Annotated in this window: 18 protein-coding genes; 10 read left to right on the top strand and 8 right to left on the bottom strand. The window is 58.4% G+C overall.

Translation table 11 applies throughout. From position 1 onward, the window contains the following. Positions 1-1229: 1229 nt before the first annotated feature. Positions 1230-2978, top strand: coding sequence for a hypothetical protein (locus HMPREF3149_RS05260; RefSeq protein ID WP_371440955.1), 1749 nt, complete (start codon positions 1230-1232; stop codon positions 2976-2978). A gap of 50 nt (positions 2979-3028) precedes the next feature. Here the strand turns inward: HMPREF3149_RS05260 and HMPREF3149_RS05265 are convergent, their stop codons facing one another. The 3 genes from HMPREF3149_RS05265 to HMPREF3149_RS05275 all read right to left on the bottom strand — a co-directional run bounded on the left by HMPREF3149_RS05265 (position 3029) and on the right by HMPREF3149_RS05275 (position 4398). After that, a complete protein-coding gene (locus HMPREF3149_RS05265; protein ID WP_070537014.1) occupies positions 3029-3235 on the bottom strand; it encodes a hypothetical protein in 207 nt (68 codons plus the stop codon). Between the two features lie 46 nt (positions 3236-3281). After that, positions 3282-3803 carry a transcription elongation factor GreA gene (gene greA, locus HMPREF3149_RS05270; protein ID WP_042530214.1) on the bottom strand — a complete coding sequence of 174 codons (522 nt, stop codon included), beginning with the start codon at positions 3801-3803 and terminating at the stop codon, positions 3282-3284. 103 nt (positions 3804-3906) lie between these two features. Beyond that, positions 3907-4398 carry a DUF4307 domain-containing protein gene (locus tag HMPREF3149_RS05275; RefSeq protein ID WP_042530216.1) on the bottom strand — a complete coding sequence of 164 codons (492 nt, stop codon included), beginning with the start codon at positions 4396-4398 and terminating at the stop codon, positions 3907-3909. Between the two features lie 92 nt (positions 4399-4490). Here HMPREF3149_RS05275 and mca point away from each other — a divergent pair, with 92 nt between their 5' ends. From mca to HMPREF3149_RS05290, 3 genes are read left to right on the top strand one after another with little or no spacing between them, the layout of a single operon-like run. Further along, entirely contained in the window at positions 4491-5381 is an 891-nt protein-coding gene (mca, locus tag HMPREF3149_RS05280) for a mycothiol conjugate amidase Mca (protein WP_070537015.1), read from the top strand. 3 nt (positions 5382-5384) lie between these two features. Then, positions 5385-5678: a hypothetical protein gene (locus tag HMPREF3149_RS05285; protein ID WP_042530219.1), complete on the top strand. Its 294-nt coding sequence runs from the start codon at positions 5385-5387 to the stop codon at positions 5676-5678. Positions 5679-5694: 16 nt separating this feature from the next. Beyond that, complete coding sequence (locus HMPREF3149_RS05290; RefSeq protein WP_042530221.1) at positions 5695-6465, top strand: isoprenyl transferase; 771 nt, start codon at positions 5695-5697, stop codon at positions 6463-6465. On the opposite strand, the gene coaA is transcribed toward HMPREF3149_RS05290, so the two are convergent. Continuing rightward, positions 6462-7388 (bottom strand): type I pantothenate kinase, encoded by a 927-nt coding sequence (gene coaA, locus HMPREF3149_RS05295; RefSeq protein WP_070537120.1) that lies wholly within the window; start codon positions 7386-7388, stop codon positions 6462-6464. The two genes, HMPREF3149_RS05290 and coaA, sit on opposite strands and share 4 nt — an antisense overlap. A gap of 147 nt (positions 7389-7535) precedes the next feature. Between coaA and glyA the strand changes: the two genes are divergently transcribed. Next, positions 7536-8837: a serine hydroxymethyltransferase gene (glyA, locus tag HMPREF3149_RS05300; protein ID WP_042530224.1), complete on the top strand. Its 1302-nt coding sequence runs from the start codon at positions 7536-7538 to the stop codon at positions 8835-8837. Here the strand turns inward: glyA and HMPREF3149_RS05305 are convergent. Beyond that, positions 8834-9166 (bottom strand): DUF5997 family protein, encoded by a 333-nt coding sequence (locus HMPREF3149_RS05305; protein ID WP_141741459.1) that lies wholly within the window; start codon positions 9164-9166, stop codon positions 8834-8836. The genes glyA and HMPREF3149_RS05305 overlap by 4 nt on opposite strands. A gap of 86 nt (positions 9167-9252) precedes the next feature. Here HMPREF3149_RS05305 and HMPREF3149_RS05310 point away from each other — a divergent pair, with 86 nt between their 5' ends. The 5 genes from HMPREF3149_RS05310 to HMPREF3149_RS05330 all read left to right on the top strand — a co-directional run bounded on the left by HMPREF3149_RS05310 (position 9253) and on the right by HMPREF3149_RS05330 (position 14191). Then, positions 9253-9942, top strand: a complete 690-nt coding sequence (locus tag HMPREF3149_RS05310) for a LysR family transcriptional regulator substrate-binding protein (protein ID WP_070537016.1) — start codon at positions 9253-9255, stop codon at positions 9940-9942. Between the two features lie 108 nt (positions 9943-10050). Then, on the top strand, positions 10051-10728 hold the full coding sequence (locus HMPREF3149_RS05315) for an LGFP repeat-containing protein (protein WP_070537017.1): 678 nt from the start codon (positions 10051-10053) through the stop codon (positions 10726-10728). A gap of 268 nt (positions 10729-10996) precedes the next feature. Then, positions 10997-12355: a PhoH family protein gene (locus HMPREF3149_RS05320; RefSeq protein WP_042530232.1), complete on the top strand. Its 1359-nt coding sequence runs from the start codon at positions 10997-10999 to the stop codon at positions 12353-12355. Positions 12356-12427: 72 nt separating this feature from the next. Further along, the gene (locus HMPREF3149_RS05325; protein ID WP_042533174.1) at positions 12428-12997 is read left to right on the top strand and encodes a GNAT family N-acetyltransferase; all 570 of its coding nucleotides are present in this window, start codon (positions 12428-12430) and stop codon (positions 12995-12997) included. Between the two features lie 57 nt (positions 12998-13054). Continuing rightward, complete coding sequence (locus HMPREF3149_RS05330) at positions 13055-14191, top strand: hypothetical protein (RefSeq protein WP_070537018.1); 1137 nt, start codon at positions 13055-13057, stop codon at positions 14189-14191. Between the two features lie 66 nt (positions 14192-14257). Here HMPREF3149_RS05330 and HMPREF3149_RS05335 read toward each other — a convergent pair whose 3' ends face one another. The 3 genes from HMPREF3149_RS05335 to HMPREF3149_RS05345 form a co-directional block, all read right to left on the bottom strand. After that, complete coding sequence (locus HMPREF3149_RS05335) at positions 14258-15829, bottom strand: MDR family MFS transporter (protein WP_070537019.1); 1572 nt, start codon at positions 15827-15829, stop codon at positions 14258-14260. After that, complete coding sequence (locus HMPREF3149_RS05340) at positions 15823-16434, bottom strand: TetR family transcriptional regulator (RefSeq protein WP_210385411.1); 612 nt, start codon at positions 16432-16434, stop codon at positions 15823-15825. The genes HMPREF3149_RS05335 and HMPREF3149_RS05340 overlap by 7 nt, the downstream gene beginning before the upstream one ends. 181 nt (positions 16435-16615) lie before the next feature. Continuing rightward, on the bottom strand, positions 16616-18016 hold the full coding sequence (locus HMPREF3149_RS05345) for a class II fumarate hydratase (protein ID WP_070537021.1): 1401 nt from the start codon (positions 18014-18016) through the stop codon (positions 16616-16618). Between the last annotated feature and the right edge of the window lie 81 nt (positions 18017-18097).

The raw sequence follows: 18097 nt of genomic DNA on the forward strand, positions 1-18097 counted from the left end.
CGCACTCTAAAACCGGAAGGGCCGCTTAAGTTTGTACTCAGGATTACTGGTAAAGGTGCTTAGATACTGGGCGGTCTGAGTTTTCAGGTTCAGACGATTTGTGTAGGGCCGCAAAGGAATCGGATGATCGCGGTTCCCGGCGGAGCTGCCCGTTGAACTTATGCTGTTAAAGCGTCTTTGACCTGCTTACAGCCCTGTAATTAGGTTACCCCCGTTGATTTTATTTTCGGCAGTCTTGGCTGAGCTTGCCGGTGATAAGCCCAGTTTCTTCACAGTTCATAACCAGCAGCTATTTGCAAAATTTCTAGCAGTATTCTTTGATATGTGTGATTTCTAGAAAAAGAGCTTAGAATTTCCTTCATTCTGACGAGACAGATGAGGAATTCTGGTGCATTCTTGTTTTCGAAGCCACTGGATGGAGTTCTTCTCCGGAAGGCGGTTTCGAACAGTCAGAGAGATTGGTCAAAGGAAAACCATGAAGCGAATCGGGGGCCTTGCGCTGATGGCGGCTTGTCTAGGGGTGCTAACGAGCTGCTCATTGGAGCTAGGTGAGTGCACTCATGGTGAAAATGCGGGGGTTTCCCGAGATTTCTCTGACATTAAGAGTGGCGGTGGCTCAGCGGTCTCGGGGGTCGCTGATGTCACCGCCACGGGGGTTGGGGGTGCTGGTGTTGCCGACGGAGCAGGAAATCGAAATCAAAGGTTTCTCCCGGATTTGGGACCGTTTGAACGGGCAAGTTCGAATTTTCAAGTCTTCGATCCATGCGAAAGCAATCGGAAAAAGTTCTTGGCGGGCCTAGGTCTAGAAGCTATTGGTGACGATAAGCGTGAATCTGGATTTAGGTCGTGCCGCTTTGTTCTAGAACGGAGCGATGGCAACAGCGCAAATATAACACTTGAGTCTAGGGATTATGCTCTGGCAGAAGTTAAGACTGCTTTTCCCTACGGAAGTCCGGGGGTCGGTGAGTATGCAGATTTAATCTATCTGGTTGAGGAATCGCTCGTTGTCGCAGCTACATGTACGGGATACATAGAAACGGTTGGGGGTACCTTCTCAGTTTCATGGACCGACATTTCACAAGGTGTATCAAATTCAGAGAATTGCAGGAATGCGGAAAGGCTTATCAGTTCCTTCATTTAAGATGGTGGGGACTCGGGGTGAAATCATGTTAGTTAATCAGGAAAATCTGAACCAGCAGGTTGAGTCGATCCACAATTTGGATCGAAGCTTGGCTCTAGTCAGGGCGAACGCCCACAGCCCCCTTGACGGCGGCTTCTCTCCGGTAACGGGGTTGAGCGAGGTCGGCGCGATTCATCAGCGGGTTCTGGCGACGGATCCGGGATCTGCACGAAACTCGCTGGAGGGGTTCCGAAGCCAGGTTGCGTGGCTTGGGGACACACTCCAATCTGAGCTAGCTGGCTTCGAATCGCAGGATGAGCTCAATAGTCGGGGGCTCGATGTGGCCGATGCTGGTGGCGGCGGTGGGGCAGAGGCGATGCCTATCGTGGACCAGCCGGATCCGGGGTATAGCCCATTTGGGTTCACCATGCCGATTGTGGATCCGGGTGCTTCGATTTTGGGGCTTGCGTCAGATTTGTTTACGACCAAGTTCTGGGATGTATCCGAAGCGAAGGCTCGCTGGAATGCTCTAAGCCGTGAGGTCGGTGACATCGTCGGGGGACTGCACGAGTCTGCATTGTCTCTCGAAACCGAGAATGACAGTGAGGCGACAACGCAGGCGGCGGCAAAGATTCGTGAGGTCGCTCAGGCTGGGACGCATTTCATTGCGAACTCTGCGGTGATGCAACAGAAACTTTCCGGGTTCCAGGCCCGGATTATAAGCACCCAAGCGGAGGCCGTAGCCCTAGCTTTTGAGGTCATGGCTATACCGGAGCCGACCATGCGCGAGGCTGCCGAAGCGGCAGCGTTGCGTTACATGCAGGGGCTTCTGCAGGAAGGCGTTGTCGCAGCGATGCCCTACCAACATGCGCTGATGGATGCGGCCCCACCCAGCGGTGGTGGTGACGTGAGCACGGAGTTTGACGCGGTAGCCGGTGATGGCACGCAGTACAACACCGAAGGTGTTACCTGGCCCAAGCAGATCACTGAGGCTGTTGAGAGCGGCAAGATGGGGCCGGGCTCCTTCGATGTCGCGAACGGAGAGATGCAGGGCCTTACAGAGCTGGGCATGGATGCGGCGGACGTTGCGAAGTTCCAAGCGGATTTGCGAAACCGGGGGCGAAGCATTCTGAGCGAGCTGGGATTCGGAGACGCGCTTGCGCCTATCGATGCCTCCCAGATGGGCACCTCAGCGGCTTCCGCAGGGGTTGGATCCGTCAACCCCATGGGTACAGCCTACGCGGGTATGGGGCAGACGATTCCCTCTGGGTTGGGCACTGCTCTGGGTGGCGGTGTGGGTTCAGGACCCCACGGCATCGGTGCCTTCGGGGTGCCAGGAGCGAATACTAATACGGCGGGATCCTCTGCGGGATCGATGGTCGGTGGAGCGCCGAAAGGAATCACTCGGGGCCTTGGTCGCATCCCAGAGAACCCACTGACCTCGGCGGCGGGCCTGGGCGGCGGACCAGCTTCGGTGTCGACGGCCCAGACGGGAACGCACCCTGTGATTGGTGGATTGCCGGGGGCGTCGGCGAATGGTGGGGTGAGGGACGGGAGGGCGTCGTCAAGCGCAGGCGGTGCCGGCGGATCCGTCGCGGCACCCATTGGTGGTGCAACGGGAAACGGTACAGGTGCTGTGCATTCCGCCGCAAAGCCGGGGACAGGAGCTACTAAGGGCACAGCGGGGATGCGCATGATGCCGATGATGGGCGGTACAGCACGCGGAGGCGAGGGTGAGAAGCGGATTAAATCCGTAACCACGCAGGTCGAACGCGACCCCAACAAGCGCGACCTTCTCGGCGAATCGCCTGCGGTTCTTCCTGGTGTGATCGGGGATTGGGCACGCGAAGAAAACTAAAACGCACAAAGCGGCACCACGCTGAATGTGGTGCCGCTTGGGTAGTGCGTTTAGTACGCAGTTTCCGTGGCGGTTTCCGTGACAGTCTCAGTAGCGACGGCCTCGGAAGCACCGGCGCCCGGAGCCTCGCCCTCGAAGGTAGCGGCGGTTTCAACCTTCTCGGAGGAATCCTGCTGGCTCGGCGGGTGGCAAGCAGCGAGAGTAAGACCAGCAGCTACGGCCATACCAGCGGCAGCGAAACGAGTGAACTTCTTCATGGGTGTAACTCTTTCTCAGAAATACAGTGACGTAGAGCAGTATAAATTAGGACTGGCGTGGCGTGGCGGCCTTTGCAGAATCATACGGTGCAGCAGAAACCACGGTCACTGAAATGGTCTTGCCATTCGGTGCGGTGTACTCGCGGGTCTCGCCTTCAGACGCGCCAAGCAGTGCAGCACCCAGCGGGGACTGCTCGGAGTAGGTCTCCAGATCCTTGTTGTCGGAAGCGGCGGCGCGGGTACCGATGAGGAAGGTCTCGCGGTCCTCTTCGTCGCCGTTGTAGTAGACGTGGACAACGGAGCCGATGTCAGCAACGCCCTCCTGCATAGCGGCACGCTCGGTGGTGGAGTTAGCCAGAACCTCGGAGATCTGCTTAATGCGGGCCTCTTCCTGGTCCTGCATCTCACGCGCGGCGTCGTAGCCGGCGTTCTCCTTGAGGTCGCCCTCCTCGCGACGCTCGTTAATTTCAGCGGCGACGACCGGGCGGTGGTCGATGAGGGCCTGCAGCTCGGCCTCGAGCTTGGCCTTGGTTTCCGGGGTAATATACTGCTTCTGCTGCTCAGCCATGGTGCAACCTTCCGTCTACGGGTAATTTTTTCAACGAATGGGCGCAAAAGCGCAGGTGGTGCAGCCCATTCAGAACGCTCAACATACTAGCATAGCTGGGCTTTTAGCTATGGGTTGCCGCACCCTCGAAAGTGACGTTGTCCATCGAATCGATGTCCAAGTACGAAGGAATATTGCCGGAGCAGCCGTAGGCGCCACCGGCGACGGCGCGATGGTTTGTGGGGATATCGATAGCGATGCGCTGTGCGTCGTCACCGCCGGCAGGGACCGCTATTTCGCGGCGGCCGACTTCAGCCTTGGAGTAATCGAAGGCCTGGACAATGCAGTAGGCAGGTTCTTCAACGCGGTTACGGGTGATATCAACCCAGACGCGGGCGGTATCGTCAGAGATGATTTCGTGCGAAACATAGGAAATGTGTGCGTTGACCTTCTGCTGTGTCTGGAAATACCGTATGCCGAAGACGATGAGAGCGATAAACGTCGCTGCAAAAATGAGGACGAGTGCTCGGTTTGTCCACGAGCCCTTGTTCTTTGGTGCGGAACCGTAGCGGGATTGGGAACGGGAGGCAGGGCGAGCAGAACCGGCAGAAGACATGAGTCTGATTCTAACCAACCTTCGTCAATAACAAACTATCCACTAGACTAGGCCCTTGTTTAAGACGAATATTGAGGGAGATGTATCACCCAGTGAGCACTAAGCGCCTGCTAGCTATTCACGCGCACCCGGACGATGAATCGTCGAAGGGCGCCGCCGCTACCGCAAAATATGCGGCAGAAGGTGCAGAGGTCCTCGTGGTCACCTGTACTGGTGGTGAGCGCGGAGACATCATTAACCCAGCGATGGATCGCCCTGGCGTGCTGGAAAACATCGGGAGCATTCGCCGAGAGGAGATGGCTGAGGCGGCCGCGGCGTTAGGTATTCAGCACCGCTGGCTTGGCCACGTCGATTCCGGTCTTCCGGGCAATCCGCTGGACCCCAACATCAAGAAGATGCTCCCGGAGGGCTGCTTCGCGCTCAAGGAGGATGATGAGGTGGCCCAGGAACTCGTGGAGATTATTCGCGAGTTCAAGCCCCAGGTCATCATCACCTATGACGAGAACGGTGGCTACCCGCACCCGGATCACCTCATGGTGTACCGCTCCTCCATCATCGCGTGGGACAAGGCTGGGGATGAGACCTACCACCCCGAACTCGGCCAGCCGTGGGAGCCCAAGAAGCTCTACTACAGCCACGGGTTTGTGTACCAGCGCATGAAGATCTTCCATGACCTCCTCATTGAGGAAGGCAAGACCAGCCCTTATGAGCCGATGCTCGCGCGGTGGGACACCACCTTCGGTGACATCATGGCGCGCGTCACCACGCAGGTGGAGTGCGCCGATTATTTCCAGAACCGTGAGGATGCATTGCGTGCTCACGCCACCCAGATCGATCCTGCAGGAGCCTTCCTGGCCACTCCTGTCGATATTCAGCAACAGTACTGGCCCACGGAGGAATTCGAGCTGGCTAAGACGCGTGTGTCCACAGAGCTGCCCGAAAATGATTTATTTGCGGGAATCCCGGAAGTAGGGGAGTCTTAAAGCATGAACGCTTTGTACTTCGCGGCACACGACGTCGCCCTGCTCGCCCAGGGAGCACAGAGCGGGCCTGTGGGCCCGGAGTTTGGTAAGGCCTCGCCCATCGGTCTGCTCATCCTTGCACTTATGGGCGTGGCAGTACTGTTTGCTGGTTGGAACTTCCACCGCCGCTATTCGCGCTTCCGCCGTCGCACCATGTTTGCACAGGACCACGGCATTGATCCCTTCGATGACGAGGCTGTTGATGCCGCCATGAAGGAAGCCGGCATCCTCGATACCAGTAAGAAGTCCATCTTCTAAAGCGGAGGGCGAGACCGTGAATATCCTTAACCAAGCGCTTTACCCTCTCTACGAGGCGCGCCTGACGCGCGAGATTAAGGGCAAGCCGCAACCGCGCCACGTAGCCATCATGGCGGATGGTAACCGCCGGTGGGCGCGCGAGGCCGGCTTCACGGACATTAGTCACGGCCACAGGCAAGGCGCGCGAAAGATTAGTGAGATGATTTCGTGGTGCCACGGCACCGACATCGAAGTCGTTACCATTTACTTGCTCTCCACCGAGAACCTGAAGCGTAGCCAGCAGGAAGTGCAGCTGCTTTTCGACATTATCTCTGATGTGGTTACTCACCTATCCCAGGGAGACCTGGACTGCCAGATTCGCCTCGTAGGCCACCTAGATCTGCTCCCCGAGAAGGTCACCGAGAAGATGCGCTGCGCCGCTGAGGCTACGGAGGACCATAAGGGCGTCATCGTTAACATCGCCGTGGGCTACGGCGGGCGTCAGGAGATTGTCGACGCCGTCCAAAACCTCATCCGCAGCGAAGCCCAGAAGGGGCTGAGCGCGGAGGAAATTGCGGATACGGTGACCGCGGAGGCCATTACCGGGAACCTCTACACCAAGGGGCTGCCAGATCCGGATCTGGTGATTCGCACGTCCGGTGAGCAGCGCCTATCAGGCTTCCTGTTGTGGCAGGCTGCCTACTCCGAAATCTGGTTCACTGATACGTACTGGCCTGCCTTCAGGCGCGTCGATTTCCTGCGCGCCCTACGCGATTATTCGCAGCGCTCGCGCCGCTTCGGACGCTAAAGCTTTCGCATTCGCACCCGGTCCACCAAGTGGTGGGAACCCTTGCATAGCACAAGCGACGCACGTACGCGGGTGGGCAGGATGTTTTCAATGAGGTTGGGCAGGTTAATGGACTGCCAAATTTCACGTGCCTGCTTATAAGCTTCGTCATCTGTCATGTCGGCGAAAGACGCGAAGTGTGCGCCGGGCTCGCGGAAGGCGGTATGGCGGAGCTTGAGGAAGCGCTCAATGTACCAGTGCTCAATATCGTCGACGCGGGCGTCAACGTAGACAGAAAAGTCAAAGAGATCGGAGACCATGAGTGTTGGCCCGGTCTGCAACACGTTAAGTCCTTCAAGAATGAGGATGTCCGGCTGATGAACCTCTTGATACTCATCCGGAACGATGTCATAGGACACGTGCGAGTACAGCGGTGCTTTCACCAGAGGCTTGCCGGACTTCACATCGGTGACAAAACGCATCAGCGCCCGTCGATCATAGGATTCCGGATATCCTTTGCGCTGCATCAGACCGTGCTCTTTGAGATAAGCAGTGGGGTAGAGGAAGCCATCCGTGGTGACGAGATCCACCTTGGGGTGGGAGTCCCAACGCTGCAGCAAGACTTGGAGAAGACGCGCCGTCGTGGACTTACCTACAGCGACAGAACCGGCCACCGCGATGACGAAGGGTACGTGCGTGGGCGGATTGCCTAAGAAGCCTTCGGTAGCGGCAGTGAGCTCCTGGCGGGCCTTGACCTGCATGTGGATGAGACGAGACAGGGGCAGATAAACCTCGGCCACCTCCGTGAGGTCGATGCGGTCACCGATGCCGCGTAGCTTCTCTACCTCAGTTTCCGTCAACACCTGCGGCATGGATTTTCGCAGGGCGCGCCACGTATCGCGGTCAAAATCGAGGTACGGGCTCGCATCGGTCATTCGCGCCATGCCGACCATTGTTCCACTCGCGTATCCCGGGTGTGCAAATTGGTGCGAATGAAAAGTCCCCCGCGCGGGGGAGGCGGGCATTAGGATGTAGGACAAGCTTCGGCGATGTTTCTCAGGACCATCTTTAAGAAGGGACTTTACGTTTCCATGACCACTCCGAATTCTGCTGACCTGCGCTACCAAGAGATGCGCGAGCTCGACCCCGAGGTCTTTGACGCCATCAACGGTGAGATTGCACGCCAGCGCGGCACCCTCGAGATGATCGCTTCCGAGAACTTCGTCCCGCGCGCGGTGTTGCAGGCGCAGGGCTCCGTCCTCACCAACAAGTACGCAGAGGGCTACCCGGGCCGTCGCTACTACGGTGGCTGCGAGCACGTGGACATCGTCGAAGACCTGGCCCGGGACCGCGCTAAGTCCCTTTTCGGCGCTGAATTCGCTAACGTTCAGCCGCACTCCGGAGCCCAGGCCAACGCCGCTGTTCTCGGTTCCTTGATCAATCCGGGCGACAAGATCATGGGCCTGTCCCTTGCCCACGGCGGACACCTTACCCACGGTATGAAGCTCAACTTCTCCGGCAAACTTTACGAGGTTGCAGCTTACGAGGTGGATCCGGAGACCATGCGTCTGGACATGGACAAGGTCCGTGAGCAGGCCCTGGCTGAGAAGCCGCAGGTCATCATCGCCGGCTGGTCAGCTTACCCGCGCACCATCGATTTCGAGGCTTTCCGGTCCATCGCCGATGAGGTGGGGGCCTACCTGTGGACGGACATGGCACACTTTGCCGGACTCGTCGCTGCGGGCTTGCACCCGTCCCCAGTCCCGCATTCCGACGTTGTGTCCTCCACCGTGCACAAGACCTTAGGCGGCCCGCGTTCCGGCCTCATCTTGGCCAAGCAGGATTTCGCGAAGAAGATCAACTCCAACGTCTTCCCAGGCCAGCAGGGCGGTCCGCTCATGCACGTTGTGGCAGCGAAGGCTATCGCGCTGAAGATTGCTGCTACCGAGGAGTTCAAGGAGCGCCAGGAACGCACCCTCGAAGGTGCACGGATTCTTGCTGAGCGCCTCACCGCTGAGGATTGCACCAAGGCTGGCGTGGACGTGCTCACCGGCGGCACCGATGTACACCTCGTCCTCGTTGACCTGCGCAACTCTGAGCTTGACGGCCAGCAGGCAGAGGACCTCCTCCACGAGGTCGGCATCACCGTCAACCGCAACGCAGTGCCGAATGACCCGCGTCCGCCGATGGTCACCTCGGGCCTGCGCATCGGTACTCCGGCCCTGGCTACCCGCGGCCTGGATGCCGCCGCGTTCACTGAGGTCGCCGACGTAATCGGTACAGCACTGGCTAACGGTAAGAACGCGGACGTCGCCAAGCTGCGCGCCCGCGTTGAGAAGGTCGCCGCGGACTTCCCGCTGTATGACGGCCTTGAGGAGTGGAAGCTGGTTTAGGCTTCGCTGTCATTCTCCGAGCGCTCCTCGGCGTGGGCTTTACGAGCGGCTTCAAGCCACTCGGGCATTGCGCCGAGGAGTTCTTTGATCTCTGCGGTGGTCAGCGGGCGGTCCATATCGTTCTTTTTCAGAGCGGTCACGGAGATGCCCAACTTTTGCGCCACGACGGGGCGTGGGTGCGGACCCTCACGACGCAAGGTGGCCAGCCACTCGGGCGGGTTCTCCTGGAGATCTCGCAGCTGCGCGTGGGTTACAGCGTTAGCCTGAAACTCTTCCGGGGTAGCGGGAAGGAAAATGCCCAGCTTCTTTGCGGCGGTCTGCGCGCGCATGGCGGTGCCGGAAGGTTCGGTCGCATTATCAATATTAGGGGTATCAGTCACGGTCACCACGGTAGCAGCACCGTAGGATGAGGTGCATGCTGCGCCTTGTCTTTTCCACTGGTACCGAACCTGGCAAATGGTTCCACCGCTACCGCGATTCGCATTCGCCAGAGTCTCTGGTGACGTTTGATGCAGACGATTCGATGGCGGCGTTGTTGGCAGGCGCGGCCGATCTGGCGCTGACTCGCTTACCGGACTCGCGCATTAATGACGGCTTCCATGTCGTGCGACTTTATGAGGAAGCGCTCGGCATCGCCGTGCCCAAGGACTCTGTCTATGCGGAGGTGGGGGAGGAGCTCACCGCGGAGGATATCGCCGACGAGATTCTTAATTACAAAATTGGAGCCGACGCGCTTGTCGACGTCCCCTCCGTCCGCACCGCCCTCCAGGTCGTCGCCGCTAACGTGGGTGTGGCCATTGCGCCACGTCCGCTTCTTAAAGTGCTGAGCAAGAAACAAGTAGTAGCCCTTGGGTTTTCGGACTCCACCATTCCTCTGACTGAGATCGCGCTGGTCTGGCGCAAAGAAGATGACTGCGATGAGATTCAGGACTTCGTCGGCGTGGCCAAAGGGCGGACGCGGAATACCTCTCGCAATAGCGCGCACAAGCGCAGCGCACGAGACAAAGCTAAGGCCAAGCAGGCGCGCAGAAAGTCACAAGGAACCTCACATTCAAAACCGTTATCGAAAAGATATAGGGCCTCTCATCAGCGCAAACGCCGTTAAGGTGTCCCTTTTGTTGTCAAATCACAGGGTCGCATAGTGGCCAAAAAAGATTTGGATATCTACGGTGGACTCCGTTCTCAACGAAAGTTACTGAGAAAGGAATAAACAATGAAGAAGATGACCCGTCGTTTCGCTGCTGGTTTCGCCGCTGCCACCCTGTCTCTGGGTGTTGTAGCCTGCTCCGATGCTGAGGATGCCGCTAAGGACGCTGGCGACGCTGCACAGTCCGCCGCTGCCGACGCTACCGATACTGCTGGTTCCGCAGTAAACGAGGCTAAGGACTCTGTCAACGGTTCCGACGAGGCTGAGGCTTCCGAGGGTGCTGAGGGCTCCGAGGACGCAGACGCTTCTACTTCTGCAGATTCCTCCGCTTCTGCTGATTCCTCCAACTCCGCAGACGCTTCCGAGTCCTCTGACTCCGAGGGCGGCATGGAAGGCGTCGAGACCGCCAACGGTGAGGTTCAGGTTGCTTCCGACTTTGCCAAGGCTATTAAGGACAAGGCTGCCGAGTGGGGCGACCCGGAGTCCATCGAGACCTCCGCTGATGGCAACGTCGCTACCTTCGCTAAGGACAAGCTGCTCGCCTTCAGCGAGGAAGCTGGTGCACAGCCGGTTATCGGTAAGATTGCTGAGACCTGGGCTGCAGAGGGCGGCGTGGACAGCGAGGTCGGGCTGCCGACTGGCCCGGAGAAGGCCGAGGGTAACGGCTGGATCCAGGAGTTCACCAACGGCACCATTTCCTGGATGAAGGGTGAGTCTGGCAAGTACGAGGCCACCATCAAGTAAATTCATTAAGTAAGACTTTTCCTCGTTCTTACTAGCTTTCCCCAGCGCCATGCCCCCCCACGTTGACTCGTGGGAAAGGTGTGGCGCCGGGGATTGTCGTTTTAATACTGTTCATCTTGCACCCATGTAATTTCAACCTTCGGCCTCTAGCTTGGGGAGTGTCCGGAGGCTCCCACAGGCTTCCTGGATAGTTCGAAAATCACCAGCTTCACAACGCCGTCCCAGGTCGATGAGTTGGGGCGGCGTCACAAGGGAGAACCCTGCCGTTATGACCAATCCTTCCGTCCTCACCGAGCAGCCGAACGAGGCCGCCGTGGCTACCAAGACCTACGTCATCGATACCTCCGTCCTTCTCTCCGATCCCTGGGCGTTGCGCAAGTTCGCCGAGCACGATGTGGTGCTGCCCATCGTTGTGATTTCTGAGTTGGAAGGAAAACGTCATCACCCAGAGCTTGGCTGGTTTGCCCGCCAAGCTCTTCGCTTTTTGGAGGATCTTCGCGGCACCTATGAGGCATTGGACCATCCAGTTCCGGTGAACGCGGAGGGCGGCACGCTGCGCGTGGAACTCAACCACCAGGATCAATCGCTGCTGCCGGCGGCTTTCCGCGGCCCTGAGGGGGACCACCGCATTCTGGCCTGCGCGCTCAACCTCCAGCATGAGGGCAAGGACACTGTCCTCGTGACCAAGGATGTGCCTCTGCGCGTGAAGGCCGGTGCGGTAGGCCTCCAGGCTGATGAATACCACGCCCAGGATGTCGTTCTCACCGGTTACACGGGTATGGCTACTATTCACACCGCCGCGGAAGTCATTGACGAGTTGTACAGCGAAGGCGAGGTGCTTATCGATGGCTCCGTGACCACCACTGGCACTCGCGTCGAGGATCTGCCTGTGCATTGTGGAGTCACACTTCAAGCCGGTGCGCAGTCAGCGCTTGGTCGTGTAACTCCGGAAGGCGCCGTGCGCCTTGTGCGTGGCGATGCCAACGTCTTTGGTCTCCAGGGCCGCTCAGCCGAGCAGCGCGTGGCACTAGAGCTGCTGCTAGATCCTTCCGTAGGCATCATGTCCATCGGTGGTCGCGCTGGTACTGGTAAATCCGCGCTGGCCCTCTGTGCAGGCCTCGAAGCCGTTCTTGAGCGCGGTGAGCACCGCCGTATCGTGGTCTTCCGTCCGATGTATGCGGTGGGTGGCCAGTCCCTGGGCTACCTTCCGGGCTCTGAGAGCGAAAAGATGAACCCGTGGGCACAGGCTGTGTATGACACGCTCGAAGGCCTTGTGTCCGAAAATGTCATGGATGAGGTGCAGGATCGCGGCCTGCTGGAGGTCCTCCCGCTTACCCACATTCGTGGGCGCAGCCTCCACGATTCTTTTGTCATCGTCGATGAGGCCCAGTCCCTTGAGCGCAACGTGCTGCTCACTGTTCTGTCCCGACTGGGGCGCGGCTCGCGTGTGGTACTAACCCACGATGTGGCGCAACGCGACAATCTTCGCGTTGGCCGCCACGACGGCGTCCAAGCGGTTATTGAGAAGCTCAAGGGTCACGAATTGTTTGCTCACGTCACCCTGCAGCGTTCGGAGCGCTCGGCAATTGCGGAGCTCGTCACCGATCTGCTCGAAGGTGAGAATTAGCGCGTTCGCACATGGCGATCGTCGTGCCCCTAACTTGGCATAGATGACCCTAGGTCAGTAATAATTGTGATCATGAGCGAAAACGCGAACGACAAGAAGAAGGATTTCCGCATCCGCCCCTTCACTGCAGCGGACTACCCGCAGATGCGTGAGATCTACGAGCAGGGCCTCAACACCGGTCACGCCACTTACGAGACCCGATCGTTGACCTTCGAGGAATTTAAGAACGTCAAAATCATGCCGTCAGTCTTCGTTGCTGTTGAGGCGGATGATGACTCGAAGGTTCTTGGCTGGGTCTGTGCTGCGCCAGCATCCTCCCGTACCGTGTTCCACGGTGTGGTCGAAGACTCCATTTATCTCAGCTCTGAGGCCCAAGGCCGTGGCATTGGCGGCGCGCTGCTGGATCGCCTCATTGAGGTGTGCCGAGACTTGCACAAGTGGGCCATTCACTCATGGATTTTCCCGGAGAATGCAGGGTCCGCAGGCCTCCACAAGTCCCGTGGCTTCGTTAAGGTTGGCACCTACTCCCACATGGCGAAGATGACCTACGGTGAACTCGCTGGCCAGTGGCGTGATACCGATGTGTATGAGTTGCTCTTGCCGAAGCCGGAGGAGAAGAAGGCCAATACTTCCACCAACTAGGCATAGGTGCCGTTAGGGTAGAGGATGTATCTATTCTCTATCCTTCGTGGGTGAACCATGTCCTTCCGCACTTCTGTCCTTGCCCTTACTACCGCCGCAGCCGTGACGGCCGGTGCTTTCGCTGCACCCGTCGCCGCGGCTGCAACTTTTCCCTCTGCAGGCTCGGTTCCGGTAGCTGAGCTCGACGTCAACCATCCCGACGGTGCTCTTGCCTATGCCTTTGCTGATCCCGTCATGCAGTCTGAGATTGATCTGGTGACTCGCCAGATGCGTGAGCTCCGCGGTAAGGCATGGGATGCGAATCTTCCTTTCAATGGCGGTACGCTGCAGCAAGCAGCGCGTGCCAACGGGTTCAACACTCGTGAGGAATACGCGAATGGCATTGCATGGGATCGCGGTCTCGAGCATGCCGCGCTGCAGCGTGCTGCAGAGTGTAATTTCCTGTTTGATCACCAACGAGCCGTTGGCGCTAAAAAACCAGAAGTCTTGGACAGTCTTAATGCGGCCGAAAACCTGAGCGGCGCGAAAATGGACGGCGCAGTGTCCGCTTGGTCCACGGATCGAAAGGGAGGCCTCAGTGAGTGGGAGAAGCTCGTTCGCGCAAACGGCGTGTGGTCAATGGATAATGGGCATCTTCATTCCATTCTCAACCCTGAGTTCGTGTATTTTGCCCAAGCCGAGGTAGGGAAAGCCACGGCGGGCCTCTATTCGGCCAAAGACACACCATTTGAACCCGAGCGCCTAGCGTCGGGCCGCCATGCGTTCCCTATCGCTGTGCCAGAGGACGCGGTGAGGAACCCTGATCTCATCACTACCGGTGGCACCAGCGTCGGCAGCACAGGCAGTGTGGGATTGAGTATCGATGGTTCCCGGGGAGCAAAGCTGGGGATCCCGGCGGCGTCGCCAAGCTCCAGTGATCCGGATGTCCTCGATGTTAACGAAGACGGTACCTATGAGGCCAAGTCGGAGGGTACCGCAACCATCACGCTTAATACGTATGAACTGCGCAATGGACAGCCACAGGTGTCGGACAACCAGGTGACCAAGACGGTGACCGTGCGCAAGAAGTCCCTAGGCGGGGACTTGAGCTCCGGCGGCATGGATGCTGGAACCATTGTCGGCATCATTTCTGGTGTGCTCGCACTTATCGGTGTAGCGACCCAGGTGGCTCGTCAGCTGGGAATCCTGCGCTAACCCTCGACATGATAAATCCTCGCTACATGAAGGTGTAGCGAGGATTTCTTTGTAGGGAGGGACTCGTTAGGAGATGGTCTCCTTGAGGTGCTCCTCACGCACCGGAAGGATGAGCAGGAGGGCGACGATAGCCATCGGCACCATGAGCAGGATGACGGGGGTAAGGCCATCGTTGTAGGCGTTGAGGATGACATCCTTAATCGGGTCAGGAAGCTCTGCCACCATGGATGGTGTCAGGTTAGAGGAGCCTCCGCTAGCACCGAACTTTTCCGCAAACGGAGCTCCGGCCTTGCCCATGGAGGCAATAGCCCCTGGCATGTTGGCGGCCATCTCATCGCGCATGTTGTGGATGAAAAGGGAACCTACCAGGGATGCACCAATGGCGGAACCAATCTGACGGAAGAAGTTGTTGGCCGCGGTCGCGGTGCCCACCAGCGCAACGGGGAAGGAGTTCTGCACGATGAGGACAAGCACCTGCATGACAAAGCCCAAACCGATGCCGAAGACGAGGAACTCCGCGCCGAGTTGTACAAGGGAAGTATCGACGGTGAGCTTGGACATCCAGAACAGAGCGCCGGCGGTGATGGCGAGACCGATGATGGGGTAGTGCTTGTAGTGGCCGGTGCGGGCAATGATGAAACCGATGGCGGTTGACGTGACGATCAAGCCGAGCATCATCGGGATCATCATGAGACCAGCCTTGGTTGGGGTCAGGGTGTGGACCATCTGCAGATAGGTTGGCATATAACCCAGAACGCCGAACATTGCCAGGCCCAGGACCATGCCTGCGGCAGTGGTGAGGACCATGTTGCGGTTCTTGAATAGGTGAACCGGAATGAGCGGCTCCTTGGCCTTGCTCTCAACGATGAAGGAGATAATGGCACCTACGACGACGATGGCAGCAAGCACAAGGATGATCGGGTCCGACCACTCGTATTGGGTGCCGCCCCACGTGGTCATGAGGATGAGGGAGGCTGTGGTGATAGCGATGAAGGTCGCGCCGAGGGCATCAAATTTGCGCAGATCTGTATCGCCCACGCGAAGGTTGAGCACCAAGGTGCAGACCGTGATGGCGAGCAGGCCCAGCGGAATGTTCATCCACATGCCCCAACGCCAGCCTGGGCCGTCGGTGAACCAACCGCCCAAGACGGGGCCGAGAACAGAGGAAAGGCCGAACACGCCGCCCATAATGCCCATGAATTTGCCGCGCTCACGGGCCGAAGTGACCTCAGCAATGATGGACTGGGAGGAAATCATCATGAAACCAGCGCCAAAGCCCTGAACTGCGCGGCCAATGATGAGCAGATTCATGCTGTGCGCGAAGCCACCCAGAGTGGAACCGACAACGAACGTGGCGATACCGCCGATGTAGAGCCACTTGCGGCCCATCATGTCACCGAGCTTGCCGGAAATGGGCATAGCAATGGTCATGGTGACAAGGAAGGCAGAGATGACCCAGCTCATGTGGTCAACGCCGCCGAGCTCACCCACGATGGTGGGAAGCGCGGAGGAGAAGATCATCTGGCCCAAGGAGCTCATCAGCATGGTGAGCACGAGGGCGGAGAAAACGAGGGCAAGGTTGTTATCCGGCTTGCCGTTGTCGGCCTGAGTGGTCGACTCAGTCGCGGTATCTACCATGTCAGTCCTTTCGAATAATCGTTAATAAGTGTGAGTGCCGAATCAAAGCGTTGCTCAAAGGGAATAGCGCAGCTGAAATCAGGGGAGGAGGTGGCAATCCAGAAAGCCTCCCGAATGGCAGCAGCGATAAGGATGGCCTCCGTTTGAGGTGACACGGAGGGCATGCGCCGCAGGGAGGGTTCTTTCTCGAGTCTTTGGGAAAGAAGCTCAAGAATCTCGTTGGACTTTGCGCGTTTGCGGCTTAGCGACGCCGCTGCCGCGTCAGCGTCGCGGGAAATCCGGCGGCGTCGCTCAGCGATGTCATCTGAGGAATGTTGACCAATGAGATGTTCTTTAATGAGATCGACCGCCAGCTTGAAAACGCTGTCCGTAGGAGTCTCAAGGAAATAGCTTTTTTGGTCCTCCGAGAACTCCTGGCTTGGGTTGCCGAGGACGGCAGAATCTTTGGAATCGAAATAGTTGAAAAAGGTGCGCCGAGAAATACCGGCTGCCTCGCAAATCTCCTCAACAGTGACGTCGGCGAATCCACGCTCATCCACCAAGTGGGTGGCGGCGTCCTCGATTCGCAGGCGCGTCTTGAGGCGCTTCTGCTCGCGTAATGACATTTCTTCTTGCACAGAGTGCAACAGTACACTCGGTGCAAGTTTGCACCAAGTGCAAAGCCGGTGATTTTAAGAAAACGTCTGGAAGAATATGTCGCGGGTCACCACGCCGTTGAGGGTTTGTGTAAAACGACGACACCGCCCTCCCGAAGGAGAGCGGTGGAGAGGCTTCTTAGCGTGAGCTTTAGAAGTCGTCGCGGTCGCGGTTGGTCATGGTGAGAACATTGAGGCGCTCGTCAAGCTCTTCCTCGGTGAGGTTCTCGCCATCGACGAAGCCGAGGTCGATGACAGCCTCGCGCACGGTGATCTTCTCATGCAGTGCGTGCTTGGCAGCCTTAGCAGCGTTCTCGTAGCCAATCTTAGAGTTCAGCGGGGTCACGATGGAGGTGGAGGACTCCGCGAACTTCTTCATGCGGTCCTCGTTAGCCTCAATGCCGTCGATGCACTTCTCAGTGAAGACGCGGGAGACGTTAGCCAGAAGGCGAGAGGACTCGAGGACGTTGCGGGCCATCATCGGGATGTAGACGTTGAGCTCGAACTGGCCATTGGAACCACCAAAAGCAACAGCTGCGTCGTTGCCGATAACCTGGCTGACCACCATGGTGGCGGCCTCACACAGGACTGGGTTGACCTTGCCCGGCATGATGGAGGAGCCCGGCTGCAGATCCTTGAGGTGAATCTCGGACAGACCGGTCAGCGGGCCGGAGCCCATGAGGCGGATGTCGTTGGCAATCTTGTTGAGGGAAACAGCGACGGTGCGCATAGCACCGGAGAACTCCACGAGGGCGTCGCGCGCAGCCTGCGCCTCGAAGTGGTTTTTCGCCTCAGAGAGCTCCTTGACGCCGGTGAGCTTCTTCAGCTCCTCGGTGACCTTGGCGCCGAAGTCCGCGGACGTGTTCAGGCCGGTGCCGGTGGCGGTGCCGCCGATGGCCAGCTCACCCAAACGCGGGAGGGTAGCCTCGATGCGCTCGATGCCAAGCTCGATCTGGCGGGCATAGCCGCCGAACTCCTGGCCCAGGGTGATCGGGGTGGCGTCCATGAGGTGGGTACGGCCGGACTTCACCACATCAGCGAACTCTTTGGCCTTCGCGACGAGGGACTCGTGCAGAACCTTGAGGCCCGGGATGAGGTCGTTGACAGCAGCTTCGGTGGCCGCCACATGAGTAGCGGTGGGGAAGGTGTCGTTGGAGGACTGGCCCATGTTGACGTGGTCATTCGGGTGAATCTCCACGCCATTGTTGTGGGCGATGGAGGCGATGACCTCGTTGGTGTTCATGTTGGAGGAGGTGCCGGAGCCGGTCTGGAAGACGTCGATCGGGAAAGCCTCATCGTGCTTGCCCTCTGCAATCTCGGTGGCGGCAGCAATGATGGCATCAGCCTTCTCGGCGTCCAGCTTGCCAGAGTCCTTGTTCACCTGTGCGCAGGCGGCCTTGAGCAGACCGAGGGCGCGGATCTGTGCGGACTCGAGACCACGGCCGGAGATCGGGAAGTTCTCTACTGCACGCTGGGTCTGGGCGCGCCACAGGGCGTCGACCGGAACCTTGACCTCGCCCATGGTGTCGTGCTCAATGCGGTATTCAGTCATGAAGTCACCTTTTCTGTGAAGTGTGCGTTGTTGATTGATTTATGTGTGCCGTAGCACGGCGCTGTTGGCCACCGTAGCACT

Source organism: Corynebacterium sp. HMSC05E07, from assembly GCF_001807225.1.
GTDB lineage: Bacteria > Actinomycetota > Actinomycetes > Mycobacteriales > Mycobacteriaceae > Corynebacterium > Corynebacterium singulare.

Excerpts from the sequence above, each read along its gene's own strand:
- HMPREF3149_RS05265 (WP_070537014.1), bottom strand. The coding sequence starts at position 3,235 with ATGAAGAAGTTCACTCGTTTCGCTGCCGCTGGTATGGCCGTAGCTGCT.
- greA (WP_042530214.1), bottom strand. The coding sequence starts at position 3,803 with ATGGCTGAGCAGCAGAAGCAGTATATTACCCCGGAAACCAAGGCCAAG.
- HMPREF3149_RS05275 (WP_042530216.1), bottom strand. The coding sequence starts at position 4,398 with ATGTCTTCTGCCGGTTCTGCTCGCCCTGCCTCCCGTTCCCAATCCCGC.
- HMPREF3149_RS05285 (WP_042530219.1), top strand. The coding sequence starts at position 5,385 with ATGAACGCTTTGTACTTCGCGGCACACGACGTCGCCCTGCTCGCCCAG.
- coaA (WP_070537120.1), bottom strand. The coding sequence starts at position 7,388 with ATGGCGCGAATGACCGATGCGAGCCCGTACCTCGATTTTGACCGCGAT.
- glyA (WP_042530224.1), top strand. The coding sequence starts at position 7,536 with ATGACCACTCCGAATTCTGCTGACCTGCGCTACCAAGAGATGCGCGAG.
- HMPREF3149_RS05305 (WP_141741459.1), bottom strand. The coding sequence starts at position 9,166 with ATGCGCGCGCAGACCGCCGCAAAGAAGCTGGGCATTTTCCTTCCCGCT.
- HMPREF3149_RS05310 (WP_070537016.1), top strand. The coding sequence starts at position 9,253 with ATGCTGCGCCTTGTCTTTTCCACTGGTACCGAACCTGGCAAATGGTTC.
- HMPREF3149_RS05315 (WP_070537017.1), top strand. The coding sequence starts at position 10,051 with ATGAAGAAGATGACCCGTCGTTTCGCTGCTGGTTTCGCCGCTGCCACC.
- HMPREF3149_RS05320 (WP_042530232.1), top strand. The coding sequence starts at position 10,997 with ATGACCAATCCTTCCGTCCTCACCGAGCAGCCGAACGAGGCCGCCGTG.
- HMPREF3149_RS05325 (WP_042533174.1), top strand. The coding sequence starts at position 12,428 with ATGAGCGAAAACGCGAACGACAAGAAGAAGGATTTCCGCATCCGCCCC.
- HMPREF3149_RS05330 (WP_070537018.1), top strand. The coding sequence starts at position 13,055 with ATGTCCTTCCGCACTTCTGTCCTTGCCCTTACTACCGCCGCAGCCGTG.
- HMPREF3149_RS05335 (WP_070537019.1), bottom strand. The coding sequence starts at position 15,829 with ATGGTAGATACCGCGACTGAGTCGACCACTCAGGCCGACAACGGCAAG.
- HMPREF3149_RS05340 (WP_210385411.1), bottom strand. The coding sequence starts at position 16,434 with ATGTCATTACGCGAGCAGAAGCGCCTCAAGACGCGCCTGCGAATCGAG.
- HMPREF3149_RS05345 (WP_070537021.1), bottom strand. The coding sequence starts at position 18,016 with ATGACTGAATACCGCATTGAGCACGACACCATGGGCGAGGTCAAGGTT.